Genomic DNA, 17,507 nt, shown 5'->3' with positions numbered 1-17,507 from the left:
ATGGCGAGCACCCAATCGCCGCCAATTGCGGCGGGCGAGGAATACGAGGTCGAGGCTCTGCGGCAGAACGACGACGGCGACGGGGTCGCTCACATTCGCGGGATGACGGTGTTCATCCCGTTTTTGTTACCCGGCGAACGTGCGCGCGTGCGAATTGAGCAGGTAGAGAAGCGATTTGCCCGCGCACGACTGCTGGACCGGCTGAACAACGTGCCGGACCGCGTCCAGCCGAGGTGCCCGGTGTTTACGCGGTGCGGCGGCTGTCAGGTGCAACACGTGGCGTATGCGGCGCAGTCGGCGTGGAAGGAGGCTCGGATACGGCGGATGGCCGAGCGACTGGGTCTCGATACTGGCCTGGTCCGGCCTATCGAGACCGCGCGCACGCCGTTCCGCTATCGGAATCAGGTCCAAATGCCCGTGCGCTGGAACGCGGCCGCGCAGCGCGTGGAGATGGGCTTCTTCGAGCTCGGTTCCCACGACATGGCCGTGACGGAGACGTGCCTCCTCGTTCCCGAGGCGATGGACGATGTCCTTCGCCGCGCTCGCTGGTTTCTCACGTCGCTCGGCTCGACGGCGCAGTTTGTGCACCACGTCATCGTGCGGCAGTCGAGCGCAACGGGCGACATGGCGGTGGTGTTCGCGCTGGCCACGGACGATCCGTCTGTCAAGCGATCCGTCGGCCGCTTCCACGCCCCGCGAGTCGCGCAGGTGGCCGTCACGGTCCAGCCACGCTCGCATGGGCCCGTGTGGGGACCGAGCGTTCACGTGATGAAGGGAGCGGACCACCTCGAGGAGAACCTCTGCGGGCTGCGCGTGCGGTGGTCGCCGCGGTCGTTCCTGCAGGTTCAGGCCGACATGGCGGAGCGCATGTACCAACACGTGGTGCGCGCTGCTGGTCTCCGGGAGACGGACGTCGTGATCGACGCCTACTGCGGCATTGGCGCCATGACCCTGCTTCTGGCGAGCCACGCAGCCAGGGCGGTGGGCGTCGAAGAGGTGGAGGACGCCATCCAGGACGCGCGCGCCAACGCGAAGCTGAACCAGGTCCGGAACGCGGAGTTTGTCGTCGATCGCGTCGAGCGCTGGCTGCCGCGTTTCGTGGAAGCTGGCAACCGAGCCGATGTGCTGGTGTTCGACCCGCCGCGAAAGGGCGTGGACAGGGCCGCGATCGAGGCAGCGGCCGAGGTGAACGTCGAGCGGCTCGTCTACGTCTCCTGCAATCCCGCCACGCTGGAGCGCGATCTTCGCCTCCTTGCCGCGCGCGGGTTCTATGTGACGGACATGCAGCCGTTTGACATGTTCCCGCAGACGTCGCACGTGGAGTGCGTGGTGACCATGCGGCGGGGGTAGCGATGCCACCGGTCCGCCCATGTGGCGGGCTCTCTTCCGCGCGTTCTCCATTGGCCCCGCCTTGCGGCGCGGCGGTCCTCATGGCCGATGGCTGGCGTCGGGTTCTGCGCAAATCGAGTGAATCCAATCGGCGATGTCTTCGATGACTTGCGGATGCACGTGTTGTGGCACCCGATACTCCTGTTTCGCCTTTCGGATATCTCCGTGGACTGACGGCATGAAAAGGTGATTGAGGTTCGCGTAGAGCTTGAATGTGGCGTTTGGTCTTTGGCCAAGCAACTTGCGATACCCGTTGAAATCGCTCTCCACCAACACGTGGAAGTCTTTGTCGCCCTGCAGAATGAGAATGGGCTTCGTCCAATCCTGCAGGTAGCGCTCGCTCGGGTGTTCTCCCATCTCCTTGAAGTAGTAGGCTGAGACGCGGCGGCCCAAGAGTTTCGTCGCCTTGGCCTTTTCGCCGCTGAGTTCGTAGAGACGCGAAAATTCAGCCGTCAACTTCGCAATCTGGCGCTCGGCGATTCGCTTCACAAACCGATTGCGCAGTCCGTTGAGAACCGCGAGATTTTGGTCCATCATGATCTCCTCAAGTCTCCGGGGCGATCCCGCCATGATGATGATTCCCGAAAATTCCCTCCCACCGCGTCGATCCGCGGCGCCAGCATGCCACCCAGGCTGTGGCCGATGAGAAAGACCTGGTTCGGCGCTACGCGCGGGTGGTGGCGCAGGAGCGCCGCCGCGCGCAAGGCATCCTCGATGGTCTCCTCCCGGACGGTGATGTAGGGGAGGCGGCGCATCTGGTTGCGGTAGACATAGGTCCGCTTGTCGTAACGAAGCACGGCGATGCCGCGCGCCGTCAACCCCTCGGCGAGATCGCGAAACGGCGCGTTGTTGCCGACGCGTTCGTCCCGGTCATTCGGCCCAGAGCCGTGGACCAAGAGCGCGGCGGGCAAGTCGCACTTTTCGCCGTCCGGGAGAGACAGGCGGCCCGGCAGCGGATGGTCCGTGTCCGAACCGACAATCACGTCTTCCTCGAGCATGAGACCGTCCTCCTCGCCGCGGTTCACATGTCACACGGAACGAGCTCGGCGGAGCCGGAGAAGTTCGGAATCGTGTTCCAGTGCGCGCACTGCCAAGGTCTCGAGCATGCGATGATGTTGCGCCTGCGTGCCGCGCACATCCACCACGTCCGAACGAAGCCCGGCGTACATCGTGTTGGTGGCGGCCACCATGGAAATCAATTGGGTGAGATGATGTTCATGGCGCGCCAAGGTGAGGGACTGCTCATCCAGCAGGCGCCCGTGTTCGCGGAGCAGATTCGTGTGCTCATCCAGCGTCTCGGTGTGGCGTCGCAACGTCTCAGCTTGCGTCACCAGTTGATGTTCAACCGCTGAGAGGCGGGTTTCGACGCGATCGAGTCGCCCCTCGACGCCATCGAGCCGACGCTCGATATCCTGTCTCAGGTCTGCGATCAGGCCCTGGAGCCCCTCAATCGCTGTCAGAATGGACTGGGACTGTTGTTCCATCGATCACTCGCTCCTTGCCTAGACGAGGATAGGGAAAACAACCACCATGAATCGATAGAGCGATGATAATCCTGTTCAGAAAGAGGATCAAGAGGATTAAACTTATCATTTTGTAAACGAAATCTACGTAAGTAGAGGACTTTTCGTTTCCAGTATTGCATCTATCTACTATCAGGGCTTGCACTGGGTTAACTCACGCGCTGTCACAACGAGTGTGATACGTTACGATGAATCTATCACATGGACGGCATCGAGTCACCTGAGGCGTCCGATAATTTCCATTGAGACGCGACGTTCGCAGGGTCGAAGAAGGATCGCACTTCACGGAGGTATGGACGTGCTGAGAGCAGTCAACGCACCTCACCGCCTGGGCATTGAGGTGAGTGGAGATACTGAAGATTTTCAAACGCATTCCATGGGCGACGGAATACGTGAACGACAGCTCGTGCGAATTGGGCGACCTGGAGGTTTCCCGTGATGTTCCGTCTGCCCCCGTGCGGGAACTTGTGCATGCCGAAGATGCTCTTTTGCGCGAGCTTGCTCGATGTCGATCTCGTCCACGGCGCAATGGCGCGCATTTTGCGGTACGCTGCCGTAGAGCGCGATCGGCGCGGCTTCGTGCCTGGAAAGAGCTGGGCGCACACTACCGCTCACGCCGCCGCCTTGTGGGATCCTTGGATGGCTCGCTTTGTTCGGCCGATCGCGTGACGCCACAAATCACGGTACAGCACGCCAACAACGCCAACCGTATGCATTTGCTGCATGCGACGAGAGGGTATGTCGCCCGCGAACAAGGGGCTGAGCCGTGGTGCGCGCTATTAATGCGTGGCTCGCGGAGATCTGTGTCGATGCAAGCTGAGAGGGGGCAGGGGATTTAAATGCGTTGGTTTCCGGATACAGGCGGTTGTCATCCAGAGCCAGTACACGGACGAGGATGGCGAGGACGGGCCAGACCCTTGGCTTTACCGTGCCGACGTACGGCGATAGACATAGCCCCCTTGGCGCAGTCCCTGTACCAGTGCCCCAGCGGGACCTAGTTTGCAGCGAAGGCGTGACACGAGTTTGGCGATACCCTTCGGATTTACGTGCCCTTGCCAAAGAGCTTGAGCAATTTCGTCGCGACTCACGACTTCATCCTCGCGACTTATGAGGAGATCCAGTAACTTTGCCTCCATCTCGGAAAGCGGCACCAAGCGGTGTTCAATGAGCAAACAGCGTTCGTTCTGTTTGTAGTGGACCCCAAGTCCGAGATTGACGGATACAGGAGGAAGCGAGGGCAGGCCGTCCGGTACGCTGAATCGCCTCAGAAAAGTCTGCGCATCTCCGCCGATGAATGTGCGAATCGCGGAGAGCGGGTCGGTCAAAAATCCAGACAGGCCGAGACCGCGGGCGCGTTGCCAGTCGCGCTCGGTGAGTGCCGACCGAACCAAAACGTAGTGCAGTCGGTGTCGCGGAGAAGACTCTAACATCTCCCAGAATCCATCATTCAACTTCAGTGCTCCATCAATGAAGACGTCTTCCGAACATGCTGCAGCGAGCGCGATGACGCGCTCGGTCGTCCTGCACGTCCGCAGATCACATCCCTCCAATACGACGGAAAGCATGCGCGCGAGACACAGTTCGTCTGTGCACAGGATGATACGCATGGGTTCACGCTCCTGACCATCCACGCAAGGTGCTTCTTCTCAAGTCTACACATTCTTGTTCAATATCCCATGTTCGGAACTGCTATTGCTAGCAAAATGCTAGCGAACTTCCTTGCGTCGATCACGTAGACTATCCTCAGCATCTATCAAACTTGATTCTGTGCAAATTTAGGAGGTTGAAGTGGTGAAACTCAAGCGGATGACAGGCTTGTGCTTCGTGGCAGGATTAGGGCTAGTCGCTGGGTGTCCAATTGTGGCTGCTGATGACAATAGCGCTCTCGAACCACAGGGGACTTATGTTCCACACACCAATACATCTCAGACCCTGACTCTTCCGGGAGCCGAAGGGACCCTCACTGCGAACGTCTGGCGCTCGTCCTATGTGGCTCAAACAGGCAATGCGCTGACCTGGGATTGGCAGGTGTCTGCGGTTTACGCCGGGCCACGCAGTGTGGAATGGATTCGGACGCAGTGGTATAGCCAAGCAGACTTAAGAAACGGCGCATCCATTTCGATGGGCGTCTCTGGTGATTCAGCAAGTGCTTCGTATTCGTCTTCGTGGCAAACTGTGAGAACGCCGTCGAAGTACTGGACAAACAACAATGGAGCCAAGGAATCGGATTACCGAGGCAACCTGGTCATCGGTCCAGCGGTCGATTACCGGCAAGGATCGATTGTGACGGTCAACACGGCCAGCGTGAAACTTGCCGGTGATCCGAAGACCTACACCATCAGCGCTGGAGTGTGATCGATGAAGCGCATCCGAAGATGGAAGGAGCGAGCGGCTGTCTTGCTCGCCGTTTGCGGAGCATTGCTCATCACGACGGGATGCGGGTCTCAGCCTGCCTATGAGAATTCCGTCGTCATTCCAAAGCCATCGAACGATGACGAACACGTGATTGAGGATCCGGTGGATCAGCGGTTCGTGCTGTACGACGAAAAGAAGAAAGCCGCCGTGACTTGGACCAACGTGCCCAACGAGTTCGTTTACAATTTTTCGACGCCCTCTGACGTGTACACCATCGGCAACAGTCTGACGAATCATTTTTCTATCGTGCGGTTGGCCAACGGAACGGTGAAGACCTTGTATGTGCTTCCGGATCAAGCACACGAGGCAGTGTTTCCACTTGCGACGAACGGACGGATGACGTTCTTTCTCTTGGTTCATTATCGCGACGATGGTACCGAAGTGTGGCGCCACATTGTGCGCTGGGACGACGATTCCAAAGCGTTGCTTCCGTTTGAATACGTGGACGGCGCCATCGAGCAAGGCGCTCTGGTAGGGAGGGATCTCTACTATACCGTGATCCGACCAGATCGAAGCGTGTGGTTATACCGCGTAGACGGGACGCGTCTCAATGCTCGTCCCGTTCTGGTGTCGACGCGATGGGCTGAGGGGCCGTTGCTTGCGTGTCAAGGTGACTTGCTCACCGTGAGAGGTCATCGCTTGGTTTATGGATCGCGTTTATTTCCTGAGGGCGAAGTCAATCTCGTCACACCGAACGGGATACTCGTCCAGTTTGATGAAGATGAGAATGCGCTGACCACGCGGGCAGATGTGTATGAGCTGCGAGACGGCCGGCGAATTGGCGGTGCCATCGACGTTGAGGGGGTTCAATGGATACAAAACGGCATTCGATTGGACTGTAAGGGTCACATCGAGACCGTTTTTTGGAGTGAATCAGGCAAGAGCGGAGCGATTCACAGATGATCGTCTTGCAAGACCTCCGAAAGCGCTATGGCGGTCGCGAAATCTTGAGCGGAATTACGGTCACATTGGAGACGGGGCGGGTGTATGCCATCGCGGGGCCGAGTGGCTCCGGAAAGACGACACTTCTGCAAATTTTGGCTGGCTACGAACACCCAACCTCCGGGGCGGTACAAGTGTCGAACACCTTGCGCCTTGAGTATGCTCCTCAAGACTTTCTTCTGTTTTCCACTTTGACGGTTTGGCATCATATGCGTCTCAAAGCGGCCGCCAGGCGGCTGCAAGAGAGATGGGAGGAGCGTGCGCACCGACTTTTGGCTGACCTCGGAATCGCGAACCACTGCCGTGCGCGGGTCGGTATGCTCTCGGGAGGAGAGCGACGGCGACTTCAACTTGCTATCGCACTGCTGCCGCCTTCCGATGTACTCTTGTTGGACGAACCGACCTCGAATCTCGACGCGATGGCGTCGGAGCAAGTCTGGGAGACCTTGGCGCGGGAAGGTGCGGGCAAGACGATGGTCATCTGTAGTCACGCGCCGATACCGTCGCAATTCGAGCCTGTACGGTGGCAACTGCGGGGAGGCGTACTTGATGTGGAGTGATGGCAAGATCTTGCGCAGCGCGGCTCGAATGATGCGAGCCAAAGCGCCGATCCAGTTTCGACTTGCCGCCGCAACCTTGTTCGTCGCCGCCCTCACGCTATCGACAATGGGTTTATTTGCATGGCGCGTCGTTCAGGATGCTAAACGCCAATTTGTGACGAACACCGCCGTTCACGTGATCCTTGTAAACTCCAGATCCTTAGGCGAGCAGGAGCTCCCGCGTCACGTCCAGTGGCAAGATCGGCAGCGTATTCAACAAATCCTCGATCAATCGCTGTCCGACGCGGGTGCCCGGGCCTGGAATGTCTATCAAATCAATTTCGGCATCACCGATTCCGAAGGGCGCGCAGATTGGGTGGAATCTGTGGATCCGGGTGCCGCATCGCTCCTTGGCCTTGCGCAGGTGCGCGATGACACCGCGTATACCACGTCGTCTACGGCTTCTCGCCTGATTCTCTACGTTCCCGTCGTGCGTCAAACGCAGGGCGGCTATGAAAGCGATCAGCGTATTCCCATGGCCCTTTCACGGGTCGAACCGATTTCGAGGCATGCTCCGCTCATGACGCTGTCTTCCGCATGGAATGCGGACAGTCCCAACGGTCGCCCACTATTTGTGTCGTATGACACGTACCGCAACATTTTGGAACGCGCGTTCGGCCAGCCTTTTGCGGGCGTGATCCGCGCACTTGAGCGAGGCCAGGATTTCGGGATTGAGCCCGTTGCATCCGTCGCGGTGTATATACCTCATTTGACGGATGTCGACCAAGTGGCGCGCATTCTCACAGCGCACCATTACAACGTTGCGTACGCACTGGGGGCGTTTCAGCAACTCTCGTCCACTTGGCGCACCGCGGCTCGAATGGCCTTCGGCTTCATCCTAGTGACGGTCGTGGCTACGTACCTTGGCCCATGGCTTGCCTTTCGCAGCGATCTACGCCGTTCCCGAAAGGACCTCGGGATCCTTCGCCATTTTGGCTTCTCTGCTCAAGAAGTGGCTCGGATTTATCACATGAAGTTTCGAGGAATGTTTCTTACGTGTGCGGGAAGTATGGCCCTTTATACGCTGGTCGCGGGTACCTTCATGTTTCGCCTTCCTTGGTATGCCTGTGCTGTGCTGGCTTCTGTCTCCACCGCTTGCGTAGGTCTCCTGTCGATGGTACTTGCGCGAGCTGCACGAAAAACCGCCGCGCTCCAGCTCCCGCATTTACTCCGACTCTCCAACGAGATGGAGTGAACACAGTCCTCCTGGTGAATCGCCAACTCAGTGGCTGAGCGCGATCACGACGGGCAGATACACGAAGCTAAGGGCGGTCGTCACCGCCACCACCATCGACGTCCATTCCTCCGCCATGCCGAAGCGGCTCGCGAGCGCGACCGTGTTGACGGCGGCCGGCATGCTCGCCTCGACGAACAAGACGGACGCGAGCAGGCCCCGGATGCCGAGCGCCATGAGCAACCCTTTCGCCGCGATTGGCACTATGACGACGCGCAGCGCGACGCCAAGCCATACGTCCCTCTGCAAGGCCGCAGACCAGCGCGTTCGCCCGAGCTGCACGCCCAGAATGAGCAACACGACGGCCGCGTATGCGTCTCCCAGCAGCTTGGCCGCCGTGCCTAGGCCGCCCGGAAGGGCGTGGTGAACCAGCGACAACGCAAGACCCAGCGCGCTCGCGTAAAGCAGCGGTGACCGATACAGCGCCTTGAAGCCGCTGCCTTCGGCGCGCCCACTCGCCGCGATGGACACGCCGAGGGTGTTCACGAGGAGAATTTGAAGGATGACGTAGAGCGTCCCGAGCGCGAACCCCTGCGTGCCGAACGCCAAAAGCAGCACGGGCAGCCCGTAGTTGTTTGAGTTGCTGAAGATGGTCGTCAGCATCAGTGCGCGCGAGGTCGGATGATCCAGCCGAAACAGGCGGCCCGCCATCCACGCCGCCAACCAGCAAAACGCCGTCATCGCTGCGGTGAACGCCACAATTTGCACGACGTGATCGCCACGCAGGTTGGCCGTGGGCAGCGCCGACAGGATGAGCGCCGGCGCCAACAGGTACAAGGCGACGGTGGAGAGCGATCTCGTCTCGACATCCTGGTATCGCGCCACAATCGCGCCTGCGGCGCAGACCACCACAATCGGCACCGTGATGGTCCACAGAAGGTGCAAGAAGCTCATTTCACAGACCCCATATCTCGGTGATCTCAACCACGAAGCTTCGTCCACGTCACTCTTTCTCTTCGTCACCGGAATTCTCCTGCTCAGCCGTTGACGAGGCCGCCTCTTTCCTGTATAAAGGAAGTGGACCGTCGCCGACACGCTTGGCGAGTCCGAACTGAATTTCGCGAGAACACAGGTGGAGTCTGTCAAACGACAGGCTCCTTTTCGCGTTTTGGAGGTGCTCGATGGCGTCGAATCCTCTGCAGGTTGCGGAATCGTACCTCTTCGCGCTTTTTGTCATGCTCGCGTCCGGCGCTCTCGCCTCGCGGTTGGCCGAGCGGTTGCGCCTGCCCGACATCGTGCTGCACGTCCTCGTAGGCTTCCTGCTCGGGCCCTCGGCCCTCGACGTGCTGCGCATCCCCGAAGGCGGGGCGTTTCACGACGCCGTCCTCTCGCTCGGCGCAGCTTGGATTGTGTTTCAGGGCGGGCTCGAAATGCGGTTTCAGGTCCTGCGCCGCATCTGGCTGTCCGTGCTCCTTCTCGCCACGCTCGGCCTGGCGATCACGGCCGCGGTCGTCGGCGTCGCCGCACATGTGGCTCTGGGGCTTCCCATGCTGTCGGCGCTCCTCTTGGGCTCGCTGCTCGCCTCGACGGATCCCGCCTCGCTCGTGCCCATCTTTCAGCGCCTGTCCATCCGCGCGCGGGTGGCGCAGGCCGTGATCGCCGAGTCCGCCTTCACGGACGCCACGGGCGCCATGTTGACGGCGCTGGTGTTGACTCGGGTGATGGCCGCCAGCGCTGATACGCACGTGAGTGCAGGCGATCTCGTCGGGCAAATCGCGCGGCTCGCCCTGGGGGGAGCCGTGATTGGCGCTGCGTTTGGGCTTGCTGCTGCATGGCTCATCAGCCGGTACGCGCCTCCGACACCGGGGGGGCGTTCGCTGTATCTTGTGCTCGCGGCGCTTGGCAGCTATGCCAGCGCCGCCCAACTCGGCGCCAGTGGCTTCATGGCGAGCTTTGTGGCCGGTATGGCTCTCGTTCATGCGCCGAAGCGATGGCCAAGGGTGGAAGAGCCGGCGCGCGCGCTGCTCGAGGGATTTGTGGACGGAATGTCGCTGCAGTTTCGCATGCTGATCTTCATCTCGCTCGGCAGCCAGTTAAGCCTGCGGTTGTTGGCGCAACACGTGGGGGTCGCGCTCATCGTGGTCGCCGTGTTTATGCTTGTGGCGCGCCCGTTGACGGTGCTGGCGAGTCTCTTGCCGGATCGGCAGGCGAAGTGGAGCTGGCGCGAAATCGCCTTTTTCTTCTGGGTGCGCGAGACGGGGACCATCGCCATTGCGCTCGCTGGTCTGGTGCAGGGCGCGCGGATCCCGGGTGCGCAGGTCTTCACACAGGTGGCAGCGACGGCCGTGCTGATCACGTTGTTGGTCCAGGCGAGTACCACGCCCCTTGTGGCGCGATGGTTACGCCTCATCGAGGCATGAATAAGGAAACCTTGGGTTGTGGGACGAGTTGGGGTATACTGGACACAAGCCTATTCCAATGGAGGTGTCCTATGGCTACGAACGTCTCCCAGTTGAAGCGCACGCGCATCGATCTCGCTGACGACGTCAAAAGGCGGATGATTGAGCTCCTCAACACGCATGTCGTGCATCTCACGGATCTTTGGAACCAGACGAAGCTCGCGCATTGGAATGTCCGCGGTCCTCACTTTTTGTCGTATCACGAGATGCTCGACACGCTCGCCGCTCACCTGGTCGAGGCCATTGACGATGTGGCGGAGCGGGCGACGGCGCTCGGCGGCGTGGCGGGGCTGCCGATTCAGGACCTCGCGGCGCAGACGAAGCTTCCGAAATGGGACCTGTCCGTCACGAAGGACGTCGAAGTGCTCAAGGCGCTGGCGGATCGCTGGGCCGTCGTCGCCAACGAGGCGCGCAAGTTCATCGAGGAGTCGGAGGAGCACGATTCGGACACCGCAGACTTGTTCACCGAGGTCTCGAGGCAGTTGGATCAGGACCTGTGGTTTTTGGAAGCGCACATCGAACACTGACCCTAGGCATGATGGCCCCGCCCCTGCGGCGGGGCTTTTTCGCGTCGTTGGGCACGAATTCGTGCCGGCCCGCCGTGAGCTGGCCTCTTGTCGCCCGTGTTGTCGAGAATCCGCACTCGTGTTCATCTCTGACGATGCTTATTTTTTCGGTCAAAAACAAAAATAAAACAACACAAAACAGATTTTTTCGTGTATAATCAGTCTTGTGATAACCCTTTCATGTGTGTGCGGGGGTGAGTCGAGTGCTTCATGTCGCTGCGGTCGATCTCGGCGCATCCAGCGGTCGCGTCATGCACGGGCTGTTCGACGGATCGCGACTTGAACTGGAGGAACGCCACCGATTTTCGACTCGCCCCGTCAAGCGCGACGGTCACCTGGTCGTCGACGTCGACACTCTGTATCGTGCCATCGAAACAGGGCTCCGGTACATCGCTGGTGTGCATCCGCTCGCGTCGGTGGGGATTGACTCGTGGGCCGTGGACTTCGGCCTGATTGACGAAGTAGGACGGCTCGTTCAGCCACCGCGTCACTACCGGGACGGCGCTCACGAGGTCGGCGTCCGCCGCGCAATGCAGCGTATCTCGCTCGAGGACCTGTTTCGCGAGACGGGCATTCAATTTCTTCCCTTTAACTCCATCTATCAATTGATTGCGCTGCAACAAGAGAACGAACCGCTTTTGTCGAGGAGCCGTTTGCTTCTGCTTCTGCCTGATCTCTTGAATTTCATGTTGACGGGCGTCGCGCACGCGGAGTGGACAAACGCCACTACGACCCAGCTTGTGTCGGTGCGCACGAAGGGATGGGCCACCGAGGTCTTGGAGCGGCTAGGATTACCCGCGAGTCTCTTCCCGGAAATCCGGAGCCCCGGCACTTTACTCGGCCCGGCTCGCCATCTTGTGGAGGTTGGACCGCCACAGGTGGTGCACGTCGCCTCCCACGACACGGCCTCCGCGGTCGTCGCCGTCCCGGCGATGGGCCAACCGTACCTTTACATCAGCTCAGGAACCTGGTCGCTCGTCGGAACCGTGGTGCCAGAGCCCATCACGTCGGATGAGGCGCTGCGGTGGAACTTTTCGAACGAGGGCGGCGTGGGCAACTACCGCTTGCTCAAGAACGTCATGGGCCTGTGGCTTCTCCAGGAGCTCGAGCGCGAATGGGCGACAAGGGGCGAGCCGGTATCGCTGTTCCAGATGTTGCAGGAAGCCCAGCGTGCCCAACCGTTTGCTCATCTTTTCGATCCCGACCACCCTCGATTTCTCCATCCGCCATCGATGACGGAGGCCATCCAACAGGCGGTGAAGGAATGGGGTGGCCATCCGCCGGAAGACCGAGGCGAAATGGTTCGAGCGGTCCTCGAGTCGCTGGCGCTCAAGTACCGCGTCGTGGTGGAGGAAGTGAAAGCTCTCACAGGATTCCACTACGACGCCGTCCACGTTGTCGGCGGTGGCTCGCAAAACGCGCTTCTCTCCCAGTGGACAGCGGACTGCTTAGGTCTTCCGGTGCTCGCTGGCCCCTCGGAGGCGAGCGCGTGGGGAAACGCGCTGATGCAGCTTGTCGGTCTCGGCGAGATATCGAATTTGGAAGAAGCCAGAGCACTCTTGCGGTCTTCCGTCGCGCTTCGCACGTACGAGCCGGCGAATACGGCTTCGTGGGAAGACGCGTACGCTCGTTTTCGCGAGCGACTGATCCACCGTCCGACCCTTGCGAACTCGTGATCAAGGAGGAAATTGCCGTGATCGTCACACAAGAAGCAACCGCTCTTCAGGAGCTGGTCGATCGATCTCGCCGCCTCGGCGCGGATCGCAGCGTATGCAATTGGGGTGGGGGAAACACGTCCGCCAAGACCACCATGCTCGATCACATGGGCCGCGAAATCCGCGTCATGTGGGTGAAAGGCAGCGGTTCCGACCTCGCCGAGGCGACGGAGAAGAGCTTCACCGCGCTTCGGCTTGACGAAGTGCTGCCGCTTATGGAGCGCGACGCGATGACGGACGAGGAGATGGTCGACTACCTCGCCCACTGTATGGTGGAGGCCAAGCATCCGCGATCGTCCATCGAGACTCTGCTTCACGCCTTCATCCCGCACGCGCACGTGGATCACACGCACCCGGATAGCATCATCGCCATCTGCACGAGCACCAACGGGCGCGAGGTGGCCAAGGAGATCTTCGGCGATCGCGCCGTGTGGGTCCCGTACCTGCGGCCGGGATTCGCGCTGTCCAAGCTCGTCGCGGAGGCCGTGCGGGCGAATCCCCATTGCGAGTGCGTGCTGATGGAGAAGCATGGCCTCATCACCTGGGGCGAAACGTCCGAAGCCTGCTACGCCAACACCATGCGCATCATTGATGAGGCGTCGGAGTATCTGAAGGCGAAACAGCGGGGGCGCGTGGCCTTCGGCGGTGTGAAACATCCCGCGCTGCCGCAGGAAGAACGGCGGCGCATCGCCGTGCAGATCCTGCCCTTTGTCCGAGGCATCGTGAGCAAGCGGCAAGGCGCCATTCTTTCCTATGATGACAGCTCCGAATTTGTCGAGTTCGCGGGCAGCCACGATGCGCCGTCGCTTTCGCAGGTCGGTGCGGCCTGTCCGGATCACCTCGTTCATACAAAGCGTCGGCCGTTGTTTGTGGATTGGTCCCCTTCCGAAGGCGTCGACGCGCTGAAAGAAAAACTGGGGGCGGGGCTTACAGCCTATCGGGACGACTATGCGGCCTATTACGAACGGAACGTCGATCTCGACGTGCCCATGCACGATCCGTTTCCACGCATCATCCTCATCCCGGGGCTCGGTGCGATTGGCACAGGCAAGAACAAGAAGATGGCGAACATCGCGCTCGATCTGTACCGCAGAGCCATTGAGGTCATGCGCGGTGCGACGGCCATCGGCGAGTTTGTGTCGCTCGACGAGAAGGAGTCCTTCGACGTCGAGTATTGGCCGCTCGAGCTCTACAAACTCACGCTTGCTCCGCCAGAGAAGGAATTGTCGCGGAAGGTTGCGTACATCACGGGCGGGGCCGGCGGCATTGGCAGTGCGACCGCCCGCCGTCTGGCGGAAGAAGGGGCGCACGTCGTGATCGCCGATCTCGCCGCGGATGCCGCGCAGAGCCTCGCGGATGAGTTGAACGCCCAGCACGGCCCCGGCGCAGCCATCGGCGTGGCGCTAGACGTCACGCAGGAGGAGGCGGTCGCTCGCTCCATCGAGGAGGCCATCCTGGCCTATGGCGGGATCGATCTCGTCATCTCCAACGCGGGCCTCGCGAGTTCAGCACCCGTGACCGAGACGTCGCTCGCGGAGTGGAACAAGAACGTCGCAGTGCTCGGGACGGGTTACTTTCTGACGTCGCGAGAGGCGTTCCGCGTGATGGTGGAGCAGGGGCGCGGCGGCGCGATGGTGTTTGTGACGTCCAAAAACGCGGTTTACGCAGGGAAGGACGCATCGGCGTACAGCGCCGCGAAGGCGATGGAGAATCACCTCGCCCGGTGTCTGGCTGTCGAAGGCGGGCCTCACGGCATTAGGGTGAATATCGTCATGCCGGATGCGGTGCTCCAAGGATCGAACATTTGGACTTCGGCCTGGCGTGAGGAGCGCGCACGCGCGTACGGCATTGCGCCGGAGGAGCTTGAAGACTACTACCGCAGGCGCACCATCCTCGGCGTGAACATCCTACCGGAGGACATTGCGGAGGCCATCCTGTTCTTCTGCTCGCCGAGATCGGCCAAAACGACCGGATGCATGCTCACGGTGGACGGAGGCGTCGCCGCCGCGTTCCCGCGGTGAGGCGCATTCTATTCTGGTAGACATAAAGAGCCACCTTTGGAACGGAGGTTTGATGATCTGGATGAAATATAGAAAATTATTGTCATTAGATGTATCTATTCTAAGCCTCGGAGCATCGCCATTCGGTGGAGTGTTTGGAGATGTTGAGGAAAGTTCATGCATTAACTGTGTTCACGCGGCGCTGGACAGAGGAATAAATTATATAGACGTTGCGCCTTATTATGGTAATACCCGAGCCGAGGCAATATTGGGTAAAGCGCTTCGTGGAGTACCCCGCGATCGATATCTGCTGTCTACAAAGGCCGGGAGAATAACTGATTCTCATTTTGACTTTTCATCTGGGCATCTAAAGCGGAGTGTAGAACAGAGTCTACGTCGGCTCGGAACAGATTTCGTTGACATTTTATATCTCCATGACATAGAGTTTGCACATCCGAAACAAATTTTTGAAGAAGCTATTCCGTGTGCAATCAGATTAAGGGATGAGGGAAAGGTACGCTTTGTGGGGGTGTCTGGATATCCGCTTAGTGTTCTTGAACGGACATTAGACAGTAGTGATATAGAAGTTGTGCTTTCTTACTGTCATTATACCATTATTGACAACAGTCTCTCAAACCTAGTTCCTAAGGTAAAAGCCAAGGGAGTAGGGTTGGTCAATGCATCTCCGCTAGGAATGGGTCTCTTGACTGAAGTTGGCCCCCCCTCTTGGCATCCAGCTGACAAGAGACTGCGGACGGTTTGTAAGACTGGGTCAGACTACTGCATACGACACGGGACAAGTATCGCGAAGATAGCTCTTCAGTTTTCTGTGAGTAATGAAGACGTTCCAACGACGCTGATTGGGGCAGCATCTCCGGAAACGATTATGCAGAATATTAAGTGGATTGAGGAGCCGCTGGATGAAGAGATGTTACGAGAGTTGAAGGGCCTTTTCAGCGATGTTGAAGGTATTACTTGGGGTAGCGGAAATGAGGAAGATTGGAGGGATGTGGGTTAATGCTTAAGGTGCAATGTGAGCGCCCATTTCAGTTTCGTGTGTTGAACTGTGAGCCTATTTCGCGTGGCAGAGGAGAGGTGCTAGTCCGCGTAAAACGTGTGGGCGTTTGTGGGACAGATTTTCACGCATACCGCGGGGAACAGCCGCTCGTTACGTACCCACGAATCCTCGGTCATGAGGTGGCGGGCGTTGTTGAAGATGTAGATTCAGGCGCTTCTTCGCTTTCTACGGGCGAGGTCGTGTGCCTATTTCCATACAGGTCTTGTGGGAAATGTAAGGCCTGCCTGCGAGGCAAGCCTAATTGTTGCAGGGCTCTCGATGTCATCGGTGTAACGTCCGACGGAGGCATGAGTGACCTGATATCCGTTCCAGAAGATCAATTGGTGAGTTGTAACGGGCTTGATCTCGATCAAGTAGTCATTGTGGAGCCCCTCAGTATCGCAGCACATGCAGTGCGCAGAGCATCCGTATCGAGCGGGGACCACGTTCTCGTTATTGGGGCGGGCCCTATTGGAATTGCTGTTGCTCGGCTCGCAGCATTCCGTGGAGCACATGTATATATCACTGACCTCCGGCGTGACCGTCTAGAAGCAGCTGCGCAGTGGGGTGGGTCAGACCAGATTAATGTAATCCCGAGTGATACGTCGTTGCAAGTGGTACGTGAGTTGACAGCAGGCAACATGATGGAGATTGTCTTCGACGCGACGGGAAATAAACAGTCCATGGAGTCTGCTTTGCAGTATGTGGGCCACGGTGGGTGTTTGGCCTTGGTTGGAATTGCACAAGGTTCGTTGTGTTATCCGCATCCTGAGATTCATAAGAGAGAACTCACCTTATTGTCGTGTCGAAACGCCTTACGTGACGACTTTCATTATGTCATCGAGCTCATGCGGAACAAGAAAATTGTAGTGGATGGATACATCACACATAGAGCTATGCTAGTCGACATCAAACACGTATGGACAGAGTGGGAACTGTCGATGCAGAACGCGGTAAAATGCGTATTTGAAGTATGAATGACCATTTTAAACTAGGGGGTAAATAAGGTGCCAGAACTGAAACGCATAGACGCACATCAGCATTATTGGCGTATTTCACGAGGGGACTACGATTGGATGACACATGATATGAGTTCGATTCGAAGGGACTACCTCCCTGGAGATCTAGTACCAACTCTACTCAGGCATAACTTTTATGGAAGTATAGCAGTCCAAGCGGCTGCTACGTATGAAGAGACTAACTTTCTTATCGACCTTGCAGCGTCGGATTCCACCATTCTAGGTGTCGTTGGGTGGATAGATCCGTACGATGGACAGTGGCTGACAAGGATCGAGGCATATCGAAGAATACCTAAATGGCGCGGATATCGGTTGATGGTGGAATATACAGAAAATACGTACAGTTTATTAGAGGGAACGAGTAAAGAATTACTTATGTATTCCTCACTAGAAAACATTCCGATAGACATCTTGGTTCGCTGTGACCAATTGAGCTTCCTGTTAGACGTAATCGATCGATTTCCGAATCTTAGAATCATTCTTGACCATATGGGAAAACCCACGATGCAACCGAGGGACTTTGCGCGTTGGGCATAGTATATCAAAGTAATAGCTTCCAATGAGAATGTATACGTAAAGATATCAGGGATGGTCACTGAAGCAAAAAAGACCTATGGGTACTATGCGCCTGATCTTAATTTTCATCAGA

Annotated in this window: 18 protein-coding genes; 13 read left to right on the top strand and 5 right to left on the bottom strand. The window is 58.5% G+C overall.

Annotation, left to right across the window (positions count from 1 at the left end; translation table 11 throughout):
• Nucleotides 1–1,350, top strand: a complete 1,350-nt coding sequence (gene rlmD / locus AMA01_RS09045) for a 23S rRNA (uracil(1939)-C(5))-methyltransferase RlmD (RefSeq protein WP_067850185.1) — start codon at nt 1–3, stop codon at nt 1,348–1,350.
• Nucleotides 1,351–1,428: 78 nt separating this feature from the next.
• On the opposite strand, the gene AMA01_RS14075 is transcribed toward rlmD, so the two are convergent.
• The 3 genes from AMA01_RS14075 to AMA01_RS09035 are packed head-to-tail and all read right to left on the bottom strand — an operon-like array spanning nt 1,429 to nt 2,873.
• Complete coding sequence (locus tag AMA01_RS14075; RefSeq protein ID WP_231862899.1) at nt 1,429–1,923, bottom strand: hypothetical protein; 495 nt, start codon at nt 1,921–1,923, stop codon at nt 1,429–1,431.
• Entirely contained in the window at nt 1,923–2,387 is a 465-nt protein-coding gene (locus AMA01_RS14070; RefSeq protein ID WP_231862898.1) for an alpha/beta hydrolase family protein, read from the bottom strand. Before AMA01_RS14070 ends, AMA01_RS14075 begins: the two co-directional genes overlap by 1 nt.
• Nucleotides 2,388–2,417: 30 nt before the next feature.
• Nucleotides 2,418–2,873, bottom strand: coding sequence for a hypothetical protein (locus AMA01_RS09035; RefSeq protein ID WP_067850183.1), 456 nt, complete (start codon nt 2,871–2,873; stop codon nt 2,418–2,420).
• 477 nt (nt 2,874–3,350) lie between these two features.
• Here AMA01_RS09035 and AMA01_RS09030 point away from each other — a divergent pair, with 477 nt between their 5' ends.
• Nucleotides 3,351–3,581 (top strand): DUF2785 domain-containing protein, encoded by a 231-nt coding sequence (locus AMA01_RS09030; protein WP_067850181.1) that lies wholly within the window; start codon nt 3,351–3,353, stop codon nt 3,579–3,581.
• A gap of 254 nt (nt 3,582–3,835) precedes the next feature.
• Here AMA01_RS09030 and AMA01_RS09025 read toward each other — a convergent pair whose 3' ends face one another.
• The gene (locus tag AMA01_RS09025) at nt 3,836–4,519 is read right to left on the bottom strand and encodes a winged helix-turn-helix domain-containing protein (protein ID WP_067850180.1); all 684 of its coding nucleotides are present in this window, start codon (nt 4,517–4,519) and stop codon (nt 3,836–3,838) included.
• Between the two features lie 184 nt (nt 4,520–4,703).
• On the opposite strand from AMA01_RS09025, the gene AMA01_RS09020 reads away from it, so the two are divergent.
• From AMA01_RS09020 to AMA01_RS09005, 4 genes are read left to right on the top strand one after another with little or no spacing between them, the layout of a single operon-like run.
• Nucleotides 4,704–5,267, top strand: coding sequence for a hypothetical protein (locus tag AMA01_RS09020; protein ID WP_067850178.1), 564 nt, complete (start codon nt 4,704–4,706; stop codon nt 5,265–5,267).
• Between the two features lie 3 nt (nt 5,268–5,270).
• Nucleotides 5,271–6,230, top strand: coding sequence for a hypothetical protein (locus tag AMA01_RS09015; protein WP_067850176.1), 960 nt, complete (start codon nt 5,271–5,273; stop codon nt 6,228–6,230).
• Nucleotides 6,227–6,829 (top strand): ATP-binding cassette domain-containing protein, encoded by a 603-nt coding sequence (locus AMA01_RS09010; RefSeq protein ID WP_067850174.1) that lies wholly within the window; start codon nt 6,227–6,229, stop codon nt 6,827–6,829. The genes AMA01_RS09015 and AMA01_RS09010 overlap by 4 nt, the downstream gene beginning before the upstream one ends.
• Entirely contained in the window at nt 6,819–8,063 is a 1,245-nt protein-coding gene (locus AMA01_RS09005; RefSeq protein ID WP_067850172.1) for a hypothetical protein, read from the top strand. The genes AMA01_RS09010 and AMA01_RS09005 overlap by 11 nt, the downstream gene beginning before the upstream one ends.
• A gap of 27 nt (nt 8,064–8,090) precedes the next feature.
• On the opposite strand, the gene AMA01_RS09000 is transcribed toward AMA01_RS09005, so the two are convergent.
• Complete coding sequence (locus AMA01_RS09000; RefSeq protein ID WP_231862897.1) at nt 8,091–9,065, bottom strand: AEC family transporter; 975 nt, start codon at nt 9,063–9,065, stop codon at nt 8,091–8,093.
• A gap of 158 nt (nt 9,066–9,223) precedes the next feature.
• Here AMA01_RS09000 and AMA01_RS08995 point away from each other — a divergent pair, with 158 nt between their 5' ends.
• The 7 genes from AMA01_RS08995 (at nt 9,224) to AMA01_RS14275 (ending at nt 17,395) form a co-directional block, all read left to right on the top strand.
• Nucleotides 9,224–10,462 carry a cation:proton antiporter gene (locus AMA01_RS08995; protein WP_067850168.1) on the top strand — a complete coding sequence of 413 codons (1,239 nt, stop codon included), beginning with the start codon at nt 9,224–9,226 and terminating at the stop codon, nt 10,460–10,462.
• Nucleotides 10,463–10,533: 71 nt separating this feature from the next.
• The gene (dps, locus tag AMA01_RS08990) at nt 10,534–11,028 is read left to right on the top strand and encodes a DNA starvation/stationary phase protection protein Dps (protein ID WP_067850166.1); all 495 of its coding nucleotides are present in this window, start codon (nt 10,534–10,536) and stop codon (nt 11,026–11,028) included.
• Nucleotides 11,029–11,270: 242 nt separating this feature from the next.
• Nucleotides 11,271–12,743: a rhamnulokinase gene (locus AMA01_RS08985; protein WP_067850164.1), complete on the top strand. Its 1,473-nt coding sequence runs from the start codon at nt 11,271–11,273 to the stop codon at nt 12,741–12,743.
• A gap of 17 nt (nt 12,744–12,760) precedes the next feature.
• On the top strand, nt 12,761–14,803 hold the full coding sequence (locus AMA01_RS08980; protein WP_231862896.1) for a bifunctional aldolase/short-chain dehydrogenase: 2,043 nt from the start codon (nt 12,761–12,763) through the stop codon (nt 14,801–14,803).
• 61 nt (nt 14,804–14,864) lie between these two features.
• On the top strand, nt 14,865–15,800 hold the full coding sequence (locus AMA01_RS13605) for an aldo/keto reductase (RefSeq protein WP_082744110.1): 936 nt from the start codon (nt 14,865–14,867) through the stop codon (nt 15,798–15,800).
• Nucleotides 15,800–16,816 carry a zinc-binding alcohol dehydrogenase family protein gene (locus tag AMA01_RS14280; protein ID WP_082744097.1) on the top strand — a complete coding sequence of 339 codons (1,017 nt, stop codon included), beginning with the start codon at nt 15,800–15,802 and terminating at the stop codon, nt 16,814–16,816. Before AMA01_RS13605 ends, AMA01_RS14280 begins: the two co-directional genes overlap by 1 nt.
• 30 nt (nt 16,817–16,846) lie before the next feature.
• Nucleotides 16,847–17,395, top strand: coding sequence for an amidohydrolase family protein (locus AMA01_RS14275; protein ID WP_082744095.1), 549 nt, complete (start codon nt 16,847–16,849; stop codon nt 17,393–17,395).
• The last annotated feature ends 112 nt before the right edge of the window (nt 17,396–17,507 follow it).

This window comes from Alicyclobacillus mali NBRC 102425 (genome assembly GCF_001570745.1).
GTDB classification, from domain to species: domain Bacteria; phylum Bacillota; class Bacilli; order Alicyclobacillales; family Alicyclobacillaceae; genus Alicyclobacillus; species Alicyclobacillus mali.
This window is presented reverse-complemented; position numbering and strand designations above follow the sequence as displayed.

Coding starts and splice junctions, on each gene's coding strand:
- rlmD (WP_067850185.1), top strand. CDS start 1: ATGGCGAGCACCCAATCGCCGCCAATTGCGGCGGGCGAGGAATACGAG.
- AMA01_RS14075 (WP_231862899.1), bottom strand. CDS start 1,923: ATGGACCAAAATCTCGCGGTTCTCAACGGACTGCGCAATCGGTTTGTG.
- AMA01_RS14070 (WP_231862898.1), bottom strand. CDS start 2,387: ATGCTCGAGGAAGACGTGATTGTCGGTTCGGACACGGACCATCCGCTG.
- AMA01_RS09035 (WP_067850183.1), bottom strand. CDS start 2,873: ATGGAACAACAGTCCCAGTCCATTCTGACAGCGATTGAGGGGCTCCAG.
- AMA01_RS09030 (WP_067850181.1), top strand. CDS start 3,351: ATGTTCCGTCTGCCCCCGTGCGGGAACTTGTGCATGCCGAAGATGCTC.
- AMA01_RS09025 (WP_067850180.1), bottom strand. CDS start 4,519: ATGCGTATCATCCTGTGCACAGACGAACTGTGTCTCGCGCGCATGCTT.
- AMA01_RS09015 (WP_067850176.1), top strand. CDS start 5,271: ATGAAGCGCATCCGAAGATGGAAGGAGCGAGCGGCTGTCTTGCTCGCC.
- AMA01_RS09010 (WP_067850174.1), top strand. CDS start 6,227: ATGATCGTCTTGCAAGACCTCCGAAAGCGCTATGGCGGTCGCGAAATC.
- AMA01_RS09005 (WP_067850172.1), top strand. CDS start 6,819: ATGTGGAGTGATGGCAAGATCTTGCGCAGCGCGGCTCGAATGATGCGA.
- AMA01_RS08995 (WP_067850168.1), top strand. CDS start 9,224: ATGGCGTCGAATCCTCTGCAGGTTGCGGAATCGTACCTCTTCGCGCTT.
- dps (WP_067850166.1), top strand. CDS start 10,534: ATGGCTACGAACGTCTCCCAGTTGAAGCGCACGCGCATCGATCTCGCT.
- AMA01_RS13605 (WP_082744110.1), top strand. CDS start 14,865: ATGAAATATAGAAAATTATTGTCATTAGATGTATCTATTCTAAGCCTC.
- AMA01_RS14280 (WP_082744097.1), top strand. CDS start 15,800: ATGCTTAAGGTGCAATGTGAGCGCCCATTTCAGTTTCGTGTGTTGAAC.